Genomic DNA, 19549 nt, shown 5'->3' with positions numbered 1-19549 from the left:
TTACTCAGGCTTGGCTGCTGGCTTTCCGCTTCGGGTGCGTCGACGCTGGCGAGCCTTGCTCTCCGCCTTAAGGACTGGATCTTCAGCCTTGCTTGCAGCAGCTGGCTTGGAATGGCTGCGCTGTTCGTTCTTGCGCGGCTTATCCTGGTGGTGCGAGCGATGAGGCGGGCCTGCCTGCTTTGGCTTCTTGCCAGTCTCGCCAATGTCTTCAACGTTTTCAGCACCAAGTCCCTCGCGGGTACGTCCGGCCTTGGGCAGTGTTCCCGTGGTTCCCGCTGGGATATTCAGCCCGGTGAAGATGTGATCGCTAGTGGAGTAGGTCTCGATCGGATCCTTGAATGGCAGCTTCAGCGCGCGATCGATCATCTGCCAGCGCGCGATGTCCTCCCAATCGACCAAGGTCACTGAAACACCGGAGTTACCGGCGCGGCCGGTGCGACCGATGCGGTGTAGGTAGGTCTTCTCGTCATCTGGACATTCGAAGTTGATGACGTGCGTGACGTTGTCGACGTCGATGCCGCGCGCGGCAACATCGGTAGCAACAAGAATGTCAACCTTGCCATTACGGAAGGCGCGCAGTGCTTGCTCGCGTGCACCCTGTCCGAGATCTCCGTGAACGCTGCCAACAGCGAAGCCACGTTCTGTGAGATCGTCAGCAATCTTCTGAGCCTTGCGCTTGGTGCGGGTGAAGATCATTGCTAGCTGACGGCCCTCGGCCTGCATGATGCGCGCAACAATTTCAATCTTGTCCAACGGGTGGGCTCGCCATACATGCTGTTCGATCGCGTCAACAGTCGCGCTCTCGTCGCCCGGATCGCTCGCACGAATGTGCGTTGGCTGCGTCATATAGCGACGAGCAAGATTGACGATCTGTCCTGGCATGGTTGCCGAGAAGAGCATGGTTTGACGCTTTGCCGGCACAGCGGAAACGATGCGCTCGACATCGGGAAGGAAGCCCATGTCGAGCATTTCGTCTGCCTCATCAAGTACCAGCACGCGAACGGCACTCAGATCAAGATCGCGGCGGTTCGAAAGGTCGATGATGCGGCCCGGAGTACCCACGACAACGTCGATGCCGTTCTTCAATGCCTCAATCTGTGGCTCATAGGCGCGACCTCCGTAGACGGCGAGCACACGTACGCCACGCAGGCGGCCAGCTCGCTCAAGGTCGGTGGCAACCTGAAGTCCAAGTTCGCGAGTGGGACAGATCACCAGGGCCTGGGGGCGATCGCGATCGCCTTCAAGATCAACGCGCTGCAGTAGCGGAATGCCGAAGCCAAGTGTCTTGCCGGTTCCGGTCTTGGCCTGACCGATGATGTCGCGACCCTCAAAGGCCATCGAAAGGCACATTTCCTGGATCGGGAACGCGCGCTCTATTCCATCTTCAAGCAGTGCAGCGACGATGGTTGGATCCGTGCCGAGCTCCGCGAATGTGGGTGCATGGGTCGGATCAACGGTTGATGAAGTGCTCAGGGTGACTCCCAGTGTCTACTCGTGTGACGGAAGAGCAAATGCCTTTATCGACACGATGAATGCCAAGTGTAGCCATGAGGGCCCTAGACGCCTTGGCTGATCGGGAGTGCTGCGATGACTTGGCTTTTCAAGCCAGAGATCTAGCGACCGAAGCCGACCTTGCGTGCTGAGCTCGGGCCGATTTCGACGTAGGCGATCTTCTCAGCTGGAACCAAAACAGTGCGGCCCTTGTCGTCGTTGAGCTTGAGCACTCCACCACTGGCAATTGCTTCGTCGACTGCCTTGGCGACATCTGCTGGCTTGTCTTCGCTATCGAGGGCGATCTCGCGTGATGAGTAGGTGACGCCGATCTTGATCTCCATGTATTGCCCCTCTAGTTCAGTGCTCAGGTGCACATCGTGTCAGTTTGGCCATTCTCGCTAACCTTGCAGGGTGTCAGAATTAACCCCCCAATGGCCTGCAACGGAGGTTTTTCTCCGAGGGCGAACTCTGAGTGTTCGATATGCACCCAGTTTGAAAGTTGACGCACCCCCCGCGGTGTATGTCCATGGCCTGGGAGGGGCTTCCACAAACTGGACCGATCTCATGGCTTTGTTGCAGGGCGAAGTTGAGGGCTGGGCGCCTGATCTCAATGGCTTTGGCCAATCCCCGCCACCGCGTGATGGTGACTATTCCCCGCTAGGTCACGCCAAGGCATTGGCGCAATTCATTGAGGAAGAACTTGGTGGACGCCCGGTCCACCTTTTCGGAAATTCACTTGGGGGAGCGGCGTCACTGCAGTTGGCAGCTAGACGCCCTGAGCTCGTGAAGACCCTGACGCTTATCTCTCCTGCGTTGCCAGACATCCGACCAAACCGAACGAACATCTTCCTGCCGCTCATGGGAATCCCCGGCTTGGGTGAGTCGCTCTCGGCAAGGTCAGCCAAGGTAGATGTCGCTACCAGAGTCCAGACCACGTTCAAGACTTGCTTTGCGGATCCGACTTGCGTTTCTCAGCAACGCATGGACGAAGCAATCGAGGCGGCGACGACGTATGGAGCATTGCCTTACGCGAGCGATGCGTTTCTTCAATCGCTTCGCGGACTATTGAAGACCTACTTGGACCCAGGTAGTCGCCGACCATGGAAACTCGCTGAACTTGTGGAGTGCAAGAGCTTGTTGATCTACGGACGCCAAGATCAATTGGTGAGTTCGCATGGGGCTATGACCAGCACCAAGCATTTCAAGCATGCTCAGGTGATCGTTATTGAGGATTCAGGGCATGTGTCGCAACTCGAGCATCCGAACATCGTCGCTGGAGCATGGATTCAGCGCTTCTGCTAATTCGTAATCCCCAGCCTGTCAGTTATGCACAGTGCGGCGGCTTCGCTATTCCCTAGGCATTCTTCGACCTACCGTTGTTGAACTTGTCCAACGGGGGGTCAGATGCCAACAAGTGCGCGCGTTCGCCAGGACGTCGAAGCGCGGTTGCGCTTGGCGATTCAGGATGCTGGCTTGGACCCGATGACTCGTCCGGCTGAATTTCGAAACTTTCTCGACACCCTCGCATCAGAGATCTGGATTGACCACGGTGGCGAGGCCGGCGAGAAGGAGCAGCTCGACATCGCGCGCGATCTGCATCAGGCAATAGCCGGATTCGGTCCACTCCAACCGTTCTTTGATGATCCGACGATTGAAGAAGTGTGGCTCAACGAGCCCGGACGGATCTTCATCGCGCGCAAGGGCAAGTCTGAATTGACAACAGTGGTGCTCAATGAACGCGAGGTGCGCGATCTCGTCGAGCGGATGCTGCGCGCTTCGGGTCGACGAATCGACATCTCAAGTCCGTTCGTCGATGCAGTGCTTCCTGACGGCAGTCGTCTGCACGTTGTGATCCCTGATATCACGCGTCGTCATTGGGCGGTCAATATCCGACGGTTCGTCCTGCGCCCATTGCATGTGCATGAACTCGTGGGAGAAGGCACGCTGAGCAGTCAGGCTGCCGCGTTCTTACACGCATCAGTCGCGACTGGTTTGAACATCGTCGTGGCAGGCGGCACGCAGGCGGGCAAGACAACGCTCTTGAATGCCCTGCTGGGTTCCCTTAGTGCAGGGGAGCGAGTAGTGAGTTGTGAAGAAGTGTTCGAACTGCACCTCGCGCATGTCGATTGGGTTGCTTTGCAGACTCGAGACATGAGTCTGGATGGCACGGGCGAGGTTCCACTTCGACGATTGATTCGCGAGGCCTTGCGAATGCGACCGACCCGGATTGTCGTAGGAGAAGTGCGCCAAGGCGAAGCTCTCGATCTCCTCATAGCGATGAACAGCGGAATGCCGGCGATGGCCACTCTTCATGCCAACAGCGCACGCGAAGCCGTGATGAAGCTATGCACCTTGCCGCTCTTGGCCGGGCAGAACATTCCTTCCGATTTCGTGCTGCCAACAGTTGCGAGTTCAGTCGATCTCGTCGTCCAAACGCAAAGTCAGCGCGATGGATCCAGATGCGTCTCTGAGATTGTTGGACTCTCCGGACGAGTTGAAAGTGGCGTTGTGGAGTTGGCCGAGATATTCACCACTGGCAGCTCAGGGCTTGAGCGCCGTACTGGCTTTCCACCCCATGCCCGAAGGTTTGCAGACGCGGGTTTTGATCTCGCTGCGCTGCTTGCCTCATCGCCGGAATCCCAAGCTGAACGGGCCGCCTGATGGGGGCTGTCGTCGGTTTGCTCCTCTCGGTTGGCCTCCTGCTTGTGGTCGCTGCTTTCAGCAATCAATCTCAACGCTCGCCCGTCCCAGCGAAGACAGGAATGTTCAGCCGATTGGCTCAGCAATCGGGCATTCCACAACTGAACGGCTCACGACTCATTGCCGTCTGTGCGTCCATCGGGTTCGTCTGCTCAGTGCTGACATTGATGCTCACGGCCCTGCCTGTCGTTGCACTTCTCGCGGGGATTGCGAGCGGGTTCATCCCCATCGCACTCATCAGACGCAGAGTTCGCATCCGGCAGGGTCGATTGCGTCAGGTCTGGCCAGATGCAATCGACGCATTGCTATCGGCGGTGCGCGCCGGGTATTCCTTGGCCGAGTCAGTTTGCGAACTCGGTGAGAAAGGTCCTGCGGCACTGCAGCCGGCCTTTGCCGACTTCGCTGGAAACTATCGAGTATCAGGCTCATTTGAGGATTCGCTGCGGCTCCTCACTGATGCTCTAGCCGATCCGATCGCTGATCGAGTCTCGGCGGCCTTGCTCGTCGCACATCAAGTCGGTGGTCATGATTTTGGCAGCGTGCTCCGCACTCTCAGCTCGCTGCTTCGAGAGGACGCTCGCGTTCGCGGTGAAATCGAAGCCAGACAGAGCTGGACCGTCAATGCTGCGCGATTGGCAGTAGCCGCTCCGTGGATCACGCTGGCCATGCTTTCCAGCCGCCCCGCCGCCTTGCAGGCCTATCGCAGTGCTCAAGGAGCGGCAGTGCTGTTGGCAGCTGCCGTGCTCTCAGTACTTGCCTACCGAGTCATGATCTGGATTGGCCGCTTGCCAGCTGAAAGGCGATTGGTGAATCAATGAATTCGGCTGCGGCAGGCGCAATCCTGGGGCTGCTCTGCGCAAGTGGTTTGGTTCTTGTGTGCTCGCGCGCGCTCGCTCTCCGGCCACCATCCATGCTCGAGCGCATGGCTCCCTTTGTGCCGGCGACCCCGCAACTTCGCTCGCGAACTCGAGTCTCACCTGGGGTGGGAACAGTGCTCCTAGCACTCGTTCGGCCGATGATAGAAATTCGTGGCGAGAAAGAGTCGCTCGAACTCAGGCTCGTACAAGCGGGTAGATCTGGCATCGAGCGCTTCCGCTTTGTGCAAGCCAGCGCAATTGGTATCGGCGCTGCCGGTGGCGCACTCATCGGAGCGATGCTCGCAGGCCGAGGCGCGGCTGCTATCTGCTTGCCGCTACTCGTTGTGGTGGGTGCTCTAGCGGGAGTGCTGTGGGCTGACCGCCAACTCGCTAAGCGCATCACGATGCGTCAGGAGCGGATGGCACGCGAGTTGCCAGCCGTCGCTGAACTCCTTGCCTTCGCGGCAGCAGCCGGTGAATCGCCAGCTGCTGCTGTCGAGCGAGTGTGCCGCACTCTCGGCGGCGAGCTTTCGCATGAATTACAGCGCTGTCTCGGTGATGTTCGCGGTGGCCAAGCGCTTGATCTGGCACTGCGTGCTCTCGCTCCTCGTGTCGGCAGTCCTGAGGTTGAGCGTTTCATTGATGCCTTCGTCATTGCATTGGAACGCGGCTCTCCGCTGGTCGAAGTCCTGCGCGCGCAAGCTGCCGATGTACGCGCTGCCGATCGCAGGGCGTTGATGGAAAAGGCAGGCCGAAAAGAGGTCGCAATGCTCCTCCCGGTTGTCTTTCTCATCCTTCCAACCGTTGTCCTGGTCGCCGTGTTTCCCGGCGTACAAGGTCTCCAACTTTTCGTTCGCTCGTAGCCAAGGAGAAACCATGCTGAACAAACTAGATATTGGATGCTGCTCGCTTCTTGCGGCAACGCAGCGATGGACACAGTCCTTCCATACGCAACGCAATGAGCGGGGCGACGTCCCAGGTTGGGTGCTGGTAGCGGTGATGACCGCCGGATTGGTGACAGCCATCTGGCTCGTCGCCGACGATGCCCTGACCTCTGTATTTGATCGGGCTATGTCAAGCATCTCTGAACATTCGTAATTGCATGCTGAACTATCGAAGACGAATGCCTTGCGATCGAGGTAGCGCAGCCGTCGAGTTCGCACTCGTTGCTCCGTTGCTCATCGCTGTGGCTCTTGTCGTCCTCCAGGTGGCGCTGACATTGCACGTCCGGTCTACCCTGACTGCGGCGGCCGCGGAAGGAGCCCGCGTCGCCGCCCTCGCTGGTTCCCAGCTCTCGACTGGAGAACGCCGTACGCGCGAACTCCTCGCCGGCAATCTTGCGGAAGGGGTCGTGACGAGCGTGCATGCCACACGCGTGGTCGAGCACGGACTTCTCGTCACGCGGATGCAGATAGATGCCCGCTTGCCCCTGATCGGCATGCTTGGTCCTGAGTCAATGCAGATCTCGGGGCATGCGCTTCAAGAGCACGCGTGAAGCGCCGGATCTCCGCCGAGCACGGCTCGGCCATTCTCGAGTTTCTGATCATCGGTGTTCTCGTGCTCGTCCCACTGCTCTACATCACGCTCACCGTGTTGCGTGTCGAATCTGCGGTGTTTGCTTCGACTCAAGCGGTTCGCGAAGCAGCGCGCGCATTCATGATGGCTGACTCACCGACACAGGGACGGTATGCCGCGATCGCAGCGGCTCGGTTGGCGATGTCAGATCAAGGCTTTGACATGCCCGATTCGGCCTTGACCATCTCGTGCAACGAACTTTGCCTTTCTCCTGGATCTGCCACCCATCTTCGGCTCGATTGGCGAGTGGACCTGCCATGGGTTCCACCGCTTGTCGAGGGGGAGCGCTTGGGCTATCCGATCTCAGTGGATTCCGATGTGCGCGTCGACAGCTACCGCTCGGATGTGTCGCCATGATGTCAGTTCGCCAGTCTTGCGAGTCGGAGTCCGGAAGCACGCTGATTCTTGGCATCGGCCTGCTTGGTATCTGCCTGCTTGCGCTTGCGGTGGTAACCGACGCCGGAAATGCCTTCCTGCAACACCGTCAATTGTTCGCGATTGCGGATGCGGCGGCACTAGCCGGGGCACAGGCAATCGATCTTCCGGAGTACTACGCCAATGGCGCGCGTGAGGCGACACAGTTGGATGCAGCTGCGGTAATCGCGCGAGCCCGAGCTCATGTGCAACGAGAACAAGAGCAGTTGAGCATTCCAGGGCTACGCATCGATTCGATTCGCAGCAACGGCAGCGATGTTGTGGTTGAGGTCAGCGCGCCGGTACGGCTGGCTTTCTTGAGCCTGGTGGGTACGGATGTCATCCATGTGTCCTCAACAGCTCGACTGGATTTCCGGGCCACTTAGTCGCGTGACGACTGGAAGAAACGGATACGCAGACGTGAAGGGTTTCATCTCCTTCAGGAGATCGACATCTGTTCGTGCACATCGTCGGTGGGCAGGTCGCCGTCGATGGTTGCGGTTACGGTCGACCAGAGCAGGTCAGCTTGTCCACCATACGTTGAGAGGAAGGCGGTATCGCCCGCGTCGCGTCCAGTACAGATCCGGACAAAACTCGACCGAGGCGCCAACAACGTCGGATCGGCCACCCGCCAGGTATCGCCGATCGCGGCCTCAACCACGGCATGAAAGTCCATTGGGTTCAGGCCCGGCGCGTAGACCGCAGCAAGGCGCGCCGGCACGTCCAGCGCCCGCAACATTGCGATCACAAGGTGCGCGTAGTCGCGGCAGACCCCCTGCCGCTTGAGCATCGTTTCCACCGATCCGTCAGTCGGACCACTGCTGCCCTCGACGTAGTTCAGGTGCGTGCCAACCCACGATGACACCCCTGTGAGCAACTCGCCCGCATCGGTGATGCCGGCGAACTCGGACTGGGCTATCGGTGCCAAGCGATCGGACTCGGCATAGCGGCTGGGCCGGCGATAGACGATCCTCTCGGCGGCGGTAACCGCTGTGGGCGCTGCTCGGCCCGTGACTTTCGCCCGGTAGATGACCTCGACGCGACCAGGCGGCGGATAGCAAACATGGACTCTGCCCAGACTCGGGACCACGATCTCTTCTACCGGGACTGTCCGCCCATCACTCACGATTTCAAGAACTTCGTCAAGGTCGTGCAAGGCGTCGCAAGGCGCCACTTGAAGACTCAGCCGCACAGGCTCAAGCACAGACAACGCCAAATCGCACGACACCCGCCGAACTGGCTCATCCACGAAGCGAAGTATCCAGTACCCGCGAGCACCTGCTGACCGTCGATGTCACGAGGTCATCCACCTCTGCACCTTGGCCAGTGAGTAACAACCCGAAGCGCGATCCCATCGTGTGCCTGACTCTGAGCGCAACGCGTAGTGTTCTCACCCGTGACTTCCATCGAATCTGCCGAGCGCCTCGCTGAACTGGCGAACACCCTCAGCAGCATCGAGACCGTGCTGGATCTGCCGAATCTGCGAAAGAGCATCGCCGAGCTTGAGGCGGAAGCCTCCGTACCGGATTTGTGGGACGACCAAGAAAAGGCGCAGGTGATCACTTCACGCCTCTCCTTCCAGCAAGGTGAGCTCCGGAAAGTCGAGGCGCTTCGTCAACGCCTGGATGACGTTCCGATCTTGCTCGAGCTCGCAGAAGATGAAGGCGACGAAGCTTCGACAGAGGAAGCTTTGAAAGAGCTGGAATCCCTTCAGAAGGCGATCACTGAACTTGAGGTGCGCACTCTGCTCTCTGGCGAGTACGACGCTCGCGATGCCCTCGTCACCATTCGGGCTGAGGCCGGCGGCGTAGATGCCGCGGACTGGGCTGAGATGTTGCTGCGCATGTATACGCGCTACTGCGAGCGCCATAACTGGTCATACGAGATCTATGACACCTCATATGCCGAGGAAGCTGGCATCAAGTCTGCGACATTCGCGGTGAAGGCCCCCTACGCCTATGGCACTCTTTCGGTAGAACAGGGCACACATCGCTTGGTGCGGATCTCGCCTTTTGACAACCAGGGTCGCCGACAGACCTCATTTGCTGGGGTCGAGGTGATTCCGGTTGTGGCGCCAGCCGAAACAGCTGAGATCCCAGATGACGATCTGCGCGTTGACGTCTACCGTTCCAGCGGCCCGGGCGGTCAGGGCGTCAACACCACGGACTCCGCAGTGCGGCTGACACATATCCCGACCGGCATCGTGGTCTCCTGCCAGAACGAGCGCTCCCAGATCCAGAACAAGGCCACAGCAATGGTCGTGCTTCAGGCCAAACTCCTTGAGCGGCAGCGACAGGAAGACCGAGCCAAGATGGACGCCCTCAAGGGCGATAACTCCGGTTCGTGGGGAAATCAGATGCGTTCCTACGTCCTTCACCCTTATCAAATGGTCAAAGATCTGCGTACCGAGACCGAAACCGGCAACACCGCGGCCGTGCTCGACGGTGAGATCGATGAGTTCGTGGAGTCCGGTATTCGGTGGCGCAAGCAGCAAGCGATCGCGGCGTAATCGCCAAAGCCACTTACACTCTCTAGGTGATTCTTTTCGACCACGTGACCAAGCTGTATCCAACCCAGCAGCGTCCGGCCCTTGAGGAAGTTTCGGTAGAGATTGAAAAGGGCGAATTCGTCTTCCTGGTGGGACCTTCCGGCTCGGGCAAGTCGACCTTCCTGCGCCTGATCCTTCGTGAAGAGCGCCCGACTCAAGGCTCGGTGTGGGTTGCTGGCAAAGAGCTTGGCCACCTGTCGAATTGGAAGATTCCGTACTTCCGCCGCCAGATCGGCACCGTGTTCCAGGATTTCCGCTTGCTCCCGAACAAGACGGTCACCGAGAACGTGGCCTTTGCCCTCGAAGTGATTGGCAAGCCAAAGGCTCACATCAACAAGGTTGTTCCTGAGGTGCTTGAGGTGGTGGGCTTGGAGGGCAAGGAAAACCGTCGCCCCGATGAGCTTTCTGGTGGAGAGCAGCAGCGCGTGGCCATCGCCCGCGCATTCGTCAATCGCCCAATGTTGCTGATCGCTGATGAGCCGACCGGAAACCTCGACCCGGGAACCTCCGTTGGAATCATGCAGTTGCTTGATCGCTTGAACCGTTTGGGCACAACCGTCGTGATGTCGACGCACGACAGCGCCATCGTTGACCAGATGCGCCGCCGTGTCATTGAACTCGATGGCGGTCATCTTGTGCGCGACCAGTCACGTGGTGTGTACGGATACGCCCAGTAATGCGCGCAACGTTCGTCGCTAGCGAGGTCGGCCATGGGCTTCGCCGCAATCTGACGATGACCCTCGCCGTGGTGATCACCGTCGCGGTATCCCTTGGACTGTTCGGCGGTGCGCTGTTGCTTCGCGCGCAGGTTTCCACGATGAAAGATTTTTGGTACGACAAGGTCGAGGTCTCGATCTTCCTCTGTGGCAAGGGCAGCGACGCGGCTTCATGTTCGGGCGGGGCGGTCACTCAGGCGCAACGTGATCAGATCAAGACTGATCTTGAATCCTTGAAGCCACTCGTCGACACGATCTTCTACGAGTCTCAGGCTGATGCGTACCAACATTTTCAAGAGCAGTTCAAGAACTCGCCTATCGCTGACAACGTGCGCCAGAGCGCCTTGCCTGAGTCATTCCGAGTCAAGCTCTCCGATCCAACGAAGTACGAGGTCGTCGCTTCGGCATTTGCTGGGCGGCCTGGTGTTGAGCAGGTCAATGATCAGCGGCAGATCCTCGATAAGTTCTTCCGGCTGCTTGGTGGATTGCAAGCCATTGCTTTGGCGATTGCGGTGTTGATGCTTGTCGTCACGGTGCTGCTGATCGTCAACACTATGCGGGTTGCTGCATTCAGTAGGCGAAGAGAGACCAGCATCATGCGGTTGGTCGGCGCATCTAACTTCTATATCCAACTGCCCTTCTTGCTCGAAGCGGCTCTTGCGGCAGCAGCCGGAGCTGTTTTGGCCATCCTTGCTCTCATCTTGACCAAAGGAATTCTCGTGGACGAGGTCATCGCCCCGTCCTTCCAATTCACGTCATTCGTTGGCTGGGATGCTGTCCTTTGGATCGCTCCGGTCATGCTGATCACTGGCATCCTTCTCGCCGGTTCCGCAGCATTCTTTACGCTGCGCAAGTACCTCCGAGTCTGACCAGGAACGAGTAGCAGCCATGGCCCGTGAACAAGGGCGAAAGTTAGTCGCGCAAAATAAGAAGGCGCGGCATGACTACGCGATCGAAGATGTCTTTGAGGCGGGCATGGTGCTCACCGGCACGGAGGTGAAGTCCTTGCGAGCCGGCCGTGCCAGCCTGACCGACGGATTTGCCAGTATCGAAGATGGCGAGCTCTGGCTTCGTGGGGTGCACATCCCTGAGTACTCACTTGGCACTTGGACCAACCATGAGCCTCGTCGGGCCCGCAAGCTCTTGATGCGCAAGGAAGAAATTCGCCGCATCGTCAACAAGACCAAGGAGTCTGGCCTGACTTTGATTCCGCTCTCACTGTATTTCAAAGACGGCTACGCCAAGGTCGAGATTGCTCTGGCTCGTGGACGCAAGTCTTATGACAAGCGGCAGGCGATTGCCGAGCGTGAATCCAAGCGTGAGGCGACCAAGGCCATTGGTCGAGTTGCCAAGGGACGACTCGACTAATACTGCGGCTCGCCTACCCGTTCATGCTCACATGAGCCACTACGCTTTCGCGAAAATGGCTCTGGGCTCCTGCCCGGAGTTACCGCGGCGAATCAATACTCAAAGGACAAGAACATGACTACTGAAAACGCCATGCCAGCAGTTCCCGCCCCAGGAGTCAGCCCGAAGTCACGCACCGTGGCATCCGTGCTCTGCTTCTTTCTTGGAGTCATCGGCATCCACCGCTTTTACGTTGGCAAGACCGGCACCGGCATCGCCATGATCGTCACTCTGGGCGGACTTGGCGTGTGGGTGCTGATCGACTTGATCATGCTGCTCATCGGCTCTTTCAGAGACAAGGACGGCCTCCTCGTCCAGACCTGGAGCTAATCGAACTTTCAGAGGGGTCGGGCGAAGGGATTTCCACAATCCCTTCGGCCGACCTACCATTGACGTGAGCTCAGGCTCGTTGCCACTGCATAACTCAATATGGGGGTGACAGGTTTCGACGGACAGATGTTTTGACTGGAGAAGCGTGTCGAGAATCAAGGTGATCTCGTTAAGAATCCTTGAAAAATATAACTGCCAATAAAACGCAGTCTGCAGACGCTTACGCCCTCGCGGCATAAGCACATATCTGCCGTCAGCCCGATGTGTCCCCGAATCGGATGCTGACGTCGCTAGGGGACTCACCAAATGCGCCGGTCACGGGTGCAGGAGGAAAGCCAAACAGTGACTGGACCGCCCGGAGTAGTGCCGCACGAAGCACCGGGGTCAAGACAGCGATAGCGCGGCTACACACGTAGAAGAACAGAAGAGGCCTGCCTGGACCCGGGTTCGATTCCCGGCACCTCCACAAATAGTTGAGCCCGAAGTGAGTGATCGCTTCGGGCTCACGCCTATTTCCGATCGCAATGTCAGGCGCTGTAAGTGAAGTACTGATTCAGCTTCAACCAAGACTGCGGAATGCCAGCAGCTCTAGCCGCGATCGTGCAGCTGCCGTGCCTCTTCACAATGATCACGATGGCGCCAAGCACTGTCGGCTTGATGGCGCAACGTGTCGTGCCTGAAGTCACGACCCATGAGACTGACTGCCCGGTATTGGTCACCAAGCCTGGATCTGCGAGGCGGTACCACCGCTTGAAGGCCAGGCGACTAAAGCTCGGTGCCTTTGCCTGGATGGTTTGAATGCCAGCGGCCATCGCAACGGTATTGCGCTGGATTGACGGGAGGTAGTTGGCGTTGCCGGCTGTCGTTGCGGTAATTGCACATGTCCCGAAACCTGCCTTGGCTGTGATCGTCGTTCCGCTCACGGTGCACGACCCTGCTGCCGCGATGGTGACAGGCAGGCCAGACGTCGTGCGCGGATTCAATGTCACCGATGCGCTATTGCGCAGCACGTAGCCGGCTCCTGGGATCCAGGCAGTGCTAGTCCCGGATGGCACGAGGGTGATGCGATCAGCTTGCGCTGGTTGTCCGATCACGATGCTCTGCGATGCCGTTCCGTCAACCATTGCTCCCGTTCTGGAGTAGTTCACTTTGATGGTGCTCGTCCCGGATGAAGCCGGAGTCCAGTTGGTTGATGCCTTGCCACCGTTAAGTGCGCGCACATCGATGACAGTCGAGCCGATATAGAAGGTGACCGTGCCGGTTGACGTCGTGGGGGATACCTCCACCGAAATCGGGACTGCGGTTCCCGGAAGCCCAGTCGATGGCGCAGTGAGAGTCACGTTCGACCCCGAGGACGACACCGCCGTTGACGTGGTCGCGCTTGCCGATGCCAGCGTGTTGGTGTCGGGCGAGTAACTGGCCTTGATACTGAAGGTCTGCGCAGTGCTCGGCATCAAGATGCTGATCGTGGCCTTGCCCTGGCTCGAGAGCGCCTTGGTTTCTATTGGGGTCCCGTCGCCAGTCTGAAAGGTGAGGGTTCCGGCCGGCACGTAGCTGCCGGAGGTCTTGACCGTTGCAGTGAAATCTTGGATGGACGAGGTCTTGGCCATGCTGGGACCGTCGACAACTGTCGTGGTGGATGCCTTGGCAATGCTCACAGTTACTGCATTCGAGGTGACGGTCTGACTTCCGTCCGTTGCAGTGTAGACGGCATAGACACCGGCGGAGCCTGCTGCTGCCGGAGTCCACGTGACCGGATCCGAGACACCCTTGGTCGTGATGGAACTTGAACCGATCAGGTTGCCTGAGTTGACGAAGTAGGAGAGCAGTCCGGTCGGGATGTCTGATGAGCCGTCAGCCACCGAGGCTTTGAGGGGTATGCCGAATCCAACAGTGCCGCCATTTGGCTGGAAGGTGATGGTCGTTGCGGCAATCGCACCGGGAGCCAGCGTGACGGCGCCGGCGGCGACGGTTGCAATAGCGGCTGCACCGGCGACAGCGCGTACGAATCGCCGCTTCCAGAGCCCCCTTCTCGATGAAGGTTCTTCCCTGAATGATGCTGCATGGGTATGTGCGTTCATCGCTTCACCATAGATGAGCAAATCGGACTAAAAAGTTTTCGTAATCAAGTCTTTATAAAGCGCGTTTTGGAAAGCGCAGTCGATTGGCGGAACTTACAAATACGAAAAGATGTTGGTATGTATAGACTAATTGACATTGACCTGCAGCCACGCATCGTCGATTTGTTCAGGCGATGTCCGCACATTCACAGGAAGTTCTAAGGATTCACCTCGCAGTAAGGTCGCCGGCTATCTATTGCGTGACATCTTCATCTAGGACTGCTAATTTCGCTGGCATGACAATCCGAAAGATTTCGAAGAGGGTGCTCCCGATCAGTGGAGCAATACTGGCGATGTCGATGATGCTTGTGCCGCAGGCTCAAGCGGCTCCTGCTGCTGGCTCTCCTTCAGTCACCCGGGCCTATCAGCAATGGGTGTCCACTCTCGAGAAATCCGATTGTGATGGCGCTGACATGGCGGACCTCTATACGAAGCATGGAATTCTGCTCGCCACGTTCAGCACCTATGTGCAGGGAAGCGCGGAGATTACTAAGTATTTCGATCATCTCTCCTGCCACGACACCCTGACCGTCAGCACTCAGAAGATCACTGGCGCCAGTGTGGGCGCAATGGCCTACGCAACTGGCTTGTACACCTTCAGTTACAAGAATGCCGATGGCTCGACGACTACGGTGCCGGCCCGATTCACATTCGTTTTCGAGAAGAGCAAAGGCAAATGGCTGATTTCCAATCACCATTCGTCTAAAGATCCTGAGACTTCGAAGGACCCAATCGCAGCAACTCCGTAATTTGGAGCGATTCTTGGCCTTCGCATTCACACGTACTGTTCACGCATGACTTCCTCGCCACGGTGGTTTACCGCTACCCCTGAGGGCAATTCGCTGCGGTACGTCGAGCGCTTTCGTCACCTTGTCGCCTCCGGTGCTGATCTTGATGGTGAAGCCCGGCTGATTGATGCGATGGCCACGCGGAACGCCCGGATTCTCGATGCCGGCTGCGGATCAGGCCGCACGGCCGCTGCGCTGTTCGCTCGCGGCCACTTTGTGGTGGGAGTGGATGTTGATGTCACCATGATTGCAGCTGCAATCGAGGACTATCCAGGCCCGAATTGGGTCTGTGCTGATCTGGTGAATCTGGATCTTCCGGCCCACGGCTATGCGGAGGCCTTTGATCTGGTCGTATCTGCGGGGAACGTCATGGCATATGTCGAAGCAGGAACAGAGGTTCAGATCCTTGAACGTATGCGCGCTCATCTGGCATCCCGTGGTCGGGCTGTCATCGGCTTTCACACGGATAGATATGCGGTTGCAGATTTCGACGAGCACCTGACTCTCGCTGGCTTTTGCCTCGACTATCGTTTCGCGACTTGGGAGCTTGCCCCTTGGCACGAGCAGGCTGAATTTGCAGTCTCAGTACTCTCCGTCCCTTGATTTCAGTGCGAGCGGCTGGTCGAGACCGAATGATTGCTACGGTTCAGCGCAGTGTTTGCGCGGCCGAACCCCCGATGATTGGAGCATTCATGGAGGTCAAGGAACTCGGACATCTGGTGCTTTATGTGAGCGACCTTGATGCTTCGGCGCATTTCTATGGTGAGGTGCTCGGCTGGCGAATGATCTTCGGAGGTGAGCGCGAAGGCGTGCGCTTCTCAGCTGCAGCGTTTTCCTCTCCGTCGAATCGAACTCACCATGAGCTCCTCCTCATAGAGGTTGGCAAGGACTCTGCTGCGATACCCGCTGGTCGACGCGTGGGGATGTATCACTTCGGGCTGAAGATCGGAGACACGGACGACGAATTGCGTGCTGCGTTGGCCACGCTGAAGGAGCACAACGTCTCGATCGTCGGTTCTAGTGATCACACTGTTACGCACAGTCTTTATGTGTTGGATCCGGACGGCAACGAGGTTGAGCTCTACATTGATGTCGCTGGAGTTGACTGGAAGAGCGACCCCTCACTGGCGATGGCCGGAATCAAGCCACTGGTCCTGTGACCTTCCCTTAAGCAAGGCCCATACACACTACGTTTCTGCCATGGAGATCAGGGGTCGTCGAATCGTCGTGTTTGACGACAAATCGCGCCAGTTAGATCGCTTCGGAATCCTGTTCCTGCTCATTGCTGCCTCGATCGTCATGCTTTCTTTAGTCGATCTTTACGAACCCGTTGATGACCTGCTGGCGGAGTGCGTCTCGATTGGCGCTTCGGTACTCGTCGGCGCAACCCTGCTGCTTGCTTCAAGAGCTTCGGGTCTTGCCAAGCACTGGCAGTACATCGTCGATGTCGTCGTTGTTCTCAGCGTCTTGGCTCTGGCAGCAGCGACCCTTTTCAGCACAGCCACCGCTCTCGATCCGGATGGCACTATTGCTGCACCGGTGCTGATAACGATCCTGGCCGCAGTCACGCCAGCCGTCATCGTGCATCGCCTGGTGCAGCACCGACATATCGTGCGAGGAACGATGTTCGGCGCAATTTCTGCCTATCTCTTGCTGCCGATTGCGTTCTTCTACATGTTCATTGCGGTGAACGCGTTCCAGACTGAGCCGTTCTTCGGGGTTGAACAGCCGACGCAGATATACATGTACTTCAGTTTGGCTTCGTTGACCACGATTGGTTATGGCGATTACACAGCGCACTCCGATCTTGGACGCCTTCTGTGTACCAGTGAAGCGATGATCGGGCAGATCTATCTGGTGGCCTTCGTAGCGATGCTCGTGGGTCTGTTTGCTGCGCAATGGCGCGAAACAAGGGCTGGCGATCGGCCTTGAGCAAGCCCAAGCGAGCAATTGAGCTAGTACTCTTTCGCGTATTCTCGTCGTCGGCTGATGCCGTGCTGCAACGCCGGCCTACCGATCTACTGCTCTTGGCAGCGGGAGTAGTCGGACTCGGCGCATTGGCTTGGTACGCACCCGGCCCCACGTCGCTTGACGAATCGATCTCGTCTGTTGTCAGCACCGCCCCGGGCACCTTCAACTGGCTGTGGCAATTGCTGTATGCGCTGATGTTGCTGTGGGTCGTGTATCTGGCAATTCGTCTCGCGGTTCTCACCCCGATTGTCGTGACGGCCTCGCCTTATATGACTCGCCCACTTCGTCGCCTTGGGCGTGTGCTGATTGCCTTGGGCGCAATTGCCTGCGTTGCCCTGGGTCTCGCGTACCCGATCGGAATAACGGCAGGTCTGCTGATGGGCATGGTGGCGGCGGCCGTTGTGCACCTGCTGCGCGGTTCGCCGGCGGTCTGCTCACCTTCGATGAGGTTGCGCTCGCGCTCGCAGACATTGGTGTTGAGGTGGGCATCGACAGCGTTGCGATGGCAAAGGTGCAGATTCCCGGTGAGCAGTTGCTGAGTGCCCGCGGTGCAGAAGGTCAACGACTGCTCGTCAATTGCCGCCAATCTGGGGTTCGGTCTCAACTCGTTGGCTGCGCAAGCACGAATACGTCTGATCCACATTGAGCTTTCAGTGCACCCGATCGGGAAGATCCAGGGGCTCGGCTGGTCCATGTCTGGGATACAGCACTTCAGTGAGACCAGCGCCGACGAGTGCTCCGATGATCTGCATGAAAACGAACATTGGGACGCTTGCTGGAGCGATCCCAGAGAACGAATCTGTTGCGCTGCGCCCAATGGTCACAGCCGGATTGGCGAACGAGGTGGAGGATGTGAAGAAATACGCAGCACCGATCCAAGCGGGCACGAGCAATGCGCCAAGATGCCCGCGACCCGTACGTGTCAATGCGCCAATGACGAGGAGCAATCCGGCTGTGGCGACGATCTCACCAATCCATATTGGCCAACCCGTGCGCACGTGACTTGAGGCATTCCAGGCTGGGAGTTCGAACATGATGTTGGCGATTGCGACGCCGATCAATGCACCGGAAACCTGCGCAGCGACGTAACAGCCGGCCTCAATGGCCCTCATCTCACGTCGAAGGAGTTCGATTCCGGTCACCGCTGGATTGAAGTGAGCACCAGAGATTGGCCCGAGCACCCAGATCAACACTCCTAGGACGAGCACTGTCGAGATCGCGTTGATGAGCAGAACAACCGCAAGGTCCTGGGAGAGGTTCGTCCCCATGATTCCTGAGCCAACGACTGTCGCTACGAGAATCGCGGTCCCCAGCAACTCAGCGGCGACTCGACGCCAGATGGCGAACTTCACCGGACCTCCTCTTGATGGTGTGCGACAAGGTAGTTGACAGAGCAATGTATATCAACAAGCATTGACTCAATGAAAGTTGAAGCAATTAAGCCAGAGTCCTCCACAGCCCTTGATTCGACGGTGGAGAGGGCGCGAGTGCTCAATGCCTTGGGCGATCCGATCCGCCTTGCCATCGCTGATTTGCTGCAACTGCAAGATCTCTCGCCAGATCAGTTGGCTGACTGCCTTGGCGTCGCAGGGAATCTGCTGTCGCATCACCTCAAAGTGCTACAGGAGGCCGGGGTTGTTGCACGAGTTCATTCGCAGGCCGATCGTCGTCGCACCTACGTGCAGTTGAAGATCGAATCTTTCGCGGGCCTGCTTCCTGGGGATGGAGGAATTCGCGCACGGCGAGTGGTGTTTGTCTGCACAGAGAACTCGGCTCGTTCGATCCTCGCAGATGCAATCTGGCAAACGGTGAGTGAGATTCCCTCAGCTTCGGCCGGGACGCACCCTGCTGCTCGCATCAACCCCAAGACTCTCTCTGCTGCGCGACGCAAGGGACTGTCTGTGTTCAGTGCCAAGCCTCACTCAATCGACGAAGTCCTGCGTAAAGACGATCTTGTCGTCTCTGTGTGCGATGCAGTGAATGAAGAGCTCGTGCATATGGCGAATCCCCGTATTCACTGGTCAATTCCCGACCCAGCGCGAGTGGGAACCGAAAAGGCCTTCGATTCGGCAGTTGCTGAATTACAGGCGCGGGTTATTTGTCTTGCTCCCCGAATTGTGCAGTCACGAACTCGAACCCGACGAACAAGGAGTTCGTAGTGGACGATTCACAACTCGTGAGTCATCGTCCGACTGTGCTGTTTCTCTGCACTCACAACGCCGGACGATCGCAGATGGCGCTTGGCTACTTCCGTGAGCTCGCGGGGGATCGCGCTGTGGCTTGGTCAGGCGGATCGGAGCCGGGCAAGGAGGTCAACCCCGCTGCGATTGCAGCGATGCGCGAGGTCGGTATTGATATCAGTGGCGAATTTCCCAAGCCTTGGACCGACGAGGTCGTGCGTGCGGCAGACGTAGTCGTCACGATGGGCTGTGGAGATGCCTGCCCGTTCTTTGCGGGCAAGCGCTATGAGGACTGGGTGCTTGAGGACCCAAACGGACTAGGGGTTGATTCAGTGCGCCCGATTCGCGATGAGATTCGAGATCGAGTTCAAGGACTGCTTGAGAGCTTGGGCGTCCCAGTTGCCTGAGCTCGATGCAGAAATCCCGGACGGTGTTTCCACGAGGCCACG

Annotated in this window: 24 protein-coding genes, 1 other RNA gene and 1 pseudogene; 21 read left to right on the top strand and 5 right to left on the bottom strand. The window is 58.2% G+C overall.

The features are described from left to right. Positions 1-1473 (bottom strand): DEAD/DEAH box helicase, encoded by a 1473-nt coding sequence (locus tag Q7L55_06865; protein ID MDO8732276.1) that lies wholly within the window; start codon positions 1471-1473, stop codon positions 1-3. A gap of 140 nt (positions 1474-1613) precedes the next feature. Further along, positions 1614-1835: a DUF3107 domain-containing protein gene (locus Q7L55_06860; protein ID MDO8732275.1), complete on the bottom strand. Its 222-nt coding sequence runs from the start codon at positions 1833-1835 to the stop codon at positions 1614-1616. Between the two features lie 175 nt (positions 1836-2010). Between Q7L55_06860 and Q7L55_06855 the strand changes: the two genes are divergently transcribed. The 8 genes from Q7L55_06855 to Q7L55_06820 all read left to right on the top strand — a co-directional run bounded on the left by Q7L55_06855 (position 2011) and on the right by Q7L55_06820 (position 7426). Beyond that, a complete protein-coding gene (locus Q7L55_06855) occupies positions 2011-2796 on the top strand; it encodes an alpha/beta hydrolase (GenBank protein MDO8732274.1) in 786 nt (261 codons plus the stop codon). Between the two features lie 102 nt (positions 2797-2898). Then, positions 2899-4155, top strand: coding sequence for an ATPase, T2SS/T4P/T4SS family (locus Q7L55_06850; protein MDO8732273.1), 1257 nt, complete (start codon positions 2899-2901; stop codon positions 4153-4155). Beyond that, positions 4155-5012 carry a type II secretion system F family protein gene (locus Q7L55_06845; protein MDO8732272.1) on the top strand — a complete coding sequence of 286 codons (858 nt, stop codon included), beginning with the start codon at positions 4155-4157 and terminating at the stop codon, positions 5010-5012. Before Q7L55_06850 ends, Q7L55_06845 begins: the two co-directional genes overlap by 1 nt. After that, positions 5009-5914, top strand: a complete 906-nt coding sequence (locus Q7L55_06840; protein ID MDO8732271.1) for a type II secretion system F family protein — start codon at positions 5009-5011, stop codon at positions 5912-5914. The genes Q7L55_06845 and Q7L55_06840 overlap by 4 nt, the downstream gene beginning before the upstream one ends. A gap of 13 nt (positions 5915-5927) precedes the next feature. Beyond that, positions 5928-6149 carry a hypothetical protein gene (locus Q7L55_06835; protein ID MDO8732270.1) on the top strand — a complete coding sequence of 74 codons (222 nt, stop codon included), beginning with the start codon at positions 5928-5930 and terminating at the stop codon, positions 6147-6149. Positions 6150-6174: 25 nt separating this feature from the next. Further along, positions 6175-6546 carry a pilus assembly protein gene (locus Q7L55_06830; protein ID MDO8732269.1) on the top strand — a complete coding sequence of 124 codons (372 nt, stop codon included), beginning with the start codon at positions 6175-6177 and terminating at the stop codon, positions 6544-6546. After that, positions 6543-6983 carry a pilus assembly protein gene (locus tag Q7L55_06825; protein MDO8732268.1) on the top strand — a complete coding sequence of 147 codons (441 nt, stop codon included), beginning with the start codon at positions 6543-6545 and terminating at the stop codon, positions 6981-6983. The genes Q7L55_06830 and Q7L55_06825 overlap by 4 nt, the downstream gene beginning before the upstream one ends. Then, a complete protein-coding gene (locus Q7L55_06820; protein MDO8732267.1) occupies positions 6980-7426 on the top strand; it encodes a pilus assembly protein TadG-related protein in 447 nt (148 codons plus the stop codon). The genes Q7L55_06825 and Q7L55_06820 overlap by 4 nt, the downstream gene beginning before the upstream one ends. Positions 7427-7479: 53 nt before the next feature. On the opposite strand, the gene Q7L55_06815 is transcribed toward Q7L55_06820, so the two are convergent. Then, entirely contained in the window at positions 7480-8289 is an 810-nt protein-coding gene (locus Q7L55_06815) for a transglutaminase-like domain-containing protein (protein ID MDO8732266.1), read from the bottom strand. 147 nt (positions 8290-8436) lie between these two features. Here Q7L55_06815 and prfB point away from each other — a divergent pair, with 147 nt between their 5' ends. The 6 genes from prfB (at position 8437) to ssrA (ending at position 12510) form a co-directional block, all read left to right on the top strand. Continuing rightward, positions 8437-9549, top strand: a complete 1113-nt coding sequence (prfB, locus tag Q7L55_06810; GenBank protein MDO8732265.1) for a peptide chain release factor 2 — start codon at positions 8437-8439, stop codon at positions 9547-9549. A 26-nt stretch (positions 9550-9575) separates the two neighbouring features. Beyond that, entirely contained in the window at positions 9576-10265 is a 690-nt protein-coding gene (gene ftsE / locus Q7L55_06805; GenBank protein ID MDO8732264.1) for a cell division ATP-binding protein FtsE, read from the top strand. Continuing rightward, positions 10265-11173 carry a permease-like cell division protein FtsX gene (gene ftsX / locus Q7L55_06800; protein ID MDO8732263.1) on the top strand — a complete coding sequence of 303 codons (909 nt, stop codon included), beginning with the start codon at positions 10265-10267 and terminating at the stop codon, positions 11171-11173. The genes ftsE and ftsX overlap by 1 nt, the downstream gene beginning before the upstream one ends. A gap of 19 nt (positions 11174-11192) precedes the next feature. Then, positions 11193-11672 carry an SsrA-binding protein SmpB gene (smpB, locus tag Q7L55_06795; protein ID MDO8732262.1) on the top strand — a complete coding sequence of 160 codons (480 nt, stop codon included), beginning with the start codon at positions 11193-11195 and terminating at the stop codon, positions 11670-11672. A 132-nt stretch (positions 11673-11804) separates the two neighbouring features. Beyond that, positions 11805-12041, top strand: coding sequence for a TM2 domain-containing protein (locus Q7L55_06790; GenBank protein ID MDO8732261.1), 237 nt, complete (start codon positions 11805-11807; stop codon positions 12039-12041). 101 nt (positions 12042-12142) lie between these two features. Continuing rightward, positions 12143-12510, top strand: a transfer-messenger RNA (tmRNA) gene (gene ssrA, locus Q7L55_06785). A gap of 58 nt (positions 12511-12568) precedes the next feature. Here ssrA and Q7L55_06780 read toward each other — a convergent pair. Next, positions 12569-14122, bottom strand: a complete 1554-nt coding sequence (locus Q7L55_06780; GenBank protein MDO8732260.1) for an Ig-like domain repeat protein — start codon at positions 14120-14122, stop codon at positions 12569-12571. 275 nt (positions 14123-14397) lie between these two features. On the opposite strand from Q7L55_06780, the gene Q7L55_06775 reads away from it, so the two are divergent. From Q7L55_06775 to Q7L55_06755, 5 genes are all read left to right on the top strand, one after another. Then, positions 14398-14910, top strand: a complete 513-nt coding sequence (locus Q7L55_06775) for a DUF4440 domain-containing protein (protein ID MDO8732259.1) — start codon at positions 14398-14400, stop codon at positions 14908-14910. Positions 14911-14955: 45 nt separating this feature from the next. Then, positions 14956-15552 (top strand): class I SAM-dependent methyltransferase, encoded by a 597-nt coding sequence (locus Q7L55_06770; GenBank protein ID MDO8732258.1) that lies wholly within the window; start codon positions 14956-14958, stop codon positions 15550-15552. Between the two features lie 89 nt (positions 15553-15641). Then, entirely contained in the window at positions 15642-16109 is a 468-nt protein-coding gene (locus Q7L55_06765; protein MDO8732257.1) for a VOC family protein, read from the top strand. 40 nt (positions 16110-16149) lie between these two features. Next, positions 16150-16881: a potassium channel family protein gene (locus Q7L55_06760; protein MDO8732256.1), complete on the top strand. Its 732-nt coding sequence runs from the start codon at positions 16150-16152 to the stop codon at positions 16879-16881. Beyond that, entirely contained in the window at positions 16878-17459 is a 582-nt protein-coding gene (locus Q7L55_06755; protein ID MDO8732255.1) for a hypothetical protein, read from the top strand. Before Q7L55_06760 ends, Q7L55_06755 begins: the two co-directional genes overlap by 4 nt. Positions 17460-17570: 111 nt before the next feature. On the opposite strand, the gene Q7L55_06750 is transcribed toward Q7L55_06755, so the two are convergent. Further along, entirely contained in the window at positions 17571-18272 is a 702-nt protein-coding gene (locus Q7L55_06750; GenBank protein ID MDO8732254.1) for an aquaporin, read from the bottom strand. A 69-nt stretch (positions 18273-18341) separates the two neighbouring features. Between Q7L55_06750 and Q7L55_06745 the strand changes: the two genes are divergently transcribed. Both Q7L55_06745 and Q7L55_06740 read left to right on the top strand, forming a co-directional pair. Continuing rightward, positions 18342-19079, top strand: coding sequence for a helix-turn-helix domain-containing protein (locus tag Q7L55_06745; GenBank protein ID MDO8732253.1), 738 nt, complete (start codon positions 18342-18344; stop codon positions 19077-19079). Positions 19080-19105: 26 nt separating this feature from the next. Next, a pseudogene (locus Q7L55_06740) lies at positions 19106-19507 on the top strand (arsenate reductase ArsC). The last annotated feature ends 42 nt before the right edge of the window (positions 19508-19549 follow it).

Source organism: Actinomycetota bacterium, from assembly GCA_030650795.1.
Lineage (GTDB): Bacteria > Actinomycetota > Actinomycetes > S36-B12 > S36-B12 > UBA11398.
This window is presented reverse-complemented; position numbering and strand designations above follow the sequence as displayed.

What these genes read in the sequence shown, in the direction of transcription:
- Q7L55_06860 (MDO8732275.1), bottom strand. Translation starts at nt 1,835, where the DNA reads ATGGAGATCAAGATCGGCGTCACCTACTCATCACGCGAGATCGCCCTC.
- Q7L55_06850 (MDO8732273.1), top strand. Translation starts at nt 2,899, where the DNA reads ATGCCAACAAGTGCGCGCGTTCGCCAGGACGTCGAAGCGCGGTTGCGC.
- Q7L55_06845 (MDO8732272.1), top strand. Translation starts at nt 4,155, where the DNA reads ATGGGGGCTGTCGTCGGTTTGCTCCTCTCGGTTGGCCTCCTGCTTGTG.
- Q7L55_06840 (MDO8732271.1), top strand. Translation starts at nt 5,009, where the DNA reads ATGAATTCGGCTGCGGCAGGCGCAATCCTGGGGCTGCTCTGCGCAAGT.
- Q7L55_06835 (MDO8732270.1), top strand. Translation starts at nt 5,928, where the DNA reads ATGCTGAACAAACTAGATATTGGATGCTGCTCGCTTCTTGCGGCAACG.
- Q7L55_06830 (MDO8732269.1), top strand. Translation starts at nt 6,175, where the DNA reads ATGCCTTGCGATCGAGGTAGCGCAGCCGTCGAGTTCGCACTCGTTGCT.
- Q7L55_06820 (MDO8732267.1), top strand. Translation starts at nt 6,980, where the DNA reads ATGATGTCAGTTCGCCAGTCTTGCGAGTCGGAGTCCGGAAGCACGCTG.
- ftsX (MDO8732263.1), top strand. Translation starts at nt 10,265, where the DNA reads ATGCGCGCAACGTTCGTCGCTAGCGAGGTCGGCCATGGGCTTCGCCGC.
- smpB (MDO8732262.1), top strand. Translation starts at nt 11,193, where the DNA reads ATGGCCCGTGAACAAGGGCGAAAGTTAGTCGCGCAAAATAAGAAGGCG.
- Q7L55_06790 (MDO8732261.1), top strand. Translation starts at nt 11,805, where the DNA reads ATGCCAGCAGTTCCCGCCCCAGGAGTCAGCCCGAAGTCACGCACCGTG.
- Q7L55_06780 (MDO8732260.1), bottom strand. Translation starts at nt 14,122, where the DNA reads ATGAACGCACATACCCATGCAGCATCATTCAGGGAAGAACCTTCATCG.
- Q7L55_06775 (MDO8732259.1), top strand. Translation starts at nt 14,398, where the DNA reads ATGACAATCCGAAAGATTTCGAAGAGGGTGCTCCCGATCAGTGGAGCA.
- Q7L55_06770 (MDO8732258.1), top strand. Translation starts at nt 14,956, where the DNA reads ATGACTTCCTCGCCACGGTGGTTTACCGCTACCCCTGAGGGCAATTCG.
- Q7L55_06765 (MDO8732257.1), top strand. Translation starts at nt 15,642, where the DNA reads ATGGAGGTCAAGGAACTCGGACATCTGGTGCTTTATGTGAGCGACCTT.
- Q7L55_06760 (MDO8732256.1), top strand. Translation starts at nt 16,150, where the DNA reads ATGGAGATCAGGGGTCGTCGAATCGTCGTGTTTGACGACAAATCGCGC.
- Q7L55_06745 (MDO8732253.1), top strand. Translation starts at nt 18,342, where the DNA reads ATGAAAGTTGAAGCAATTAAGCCAGAGTCCTCCACAGCCCTTGATTCG.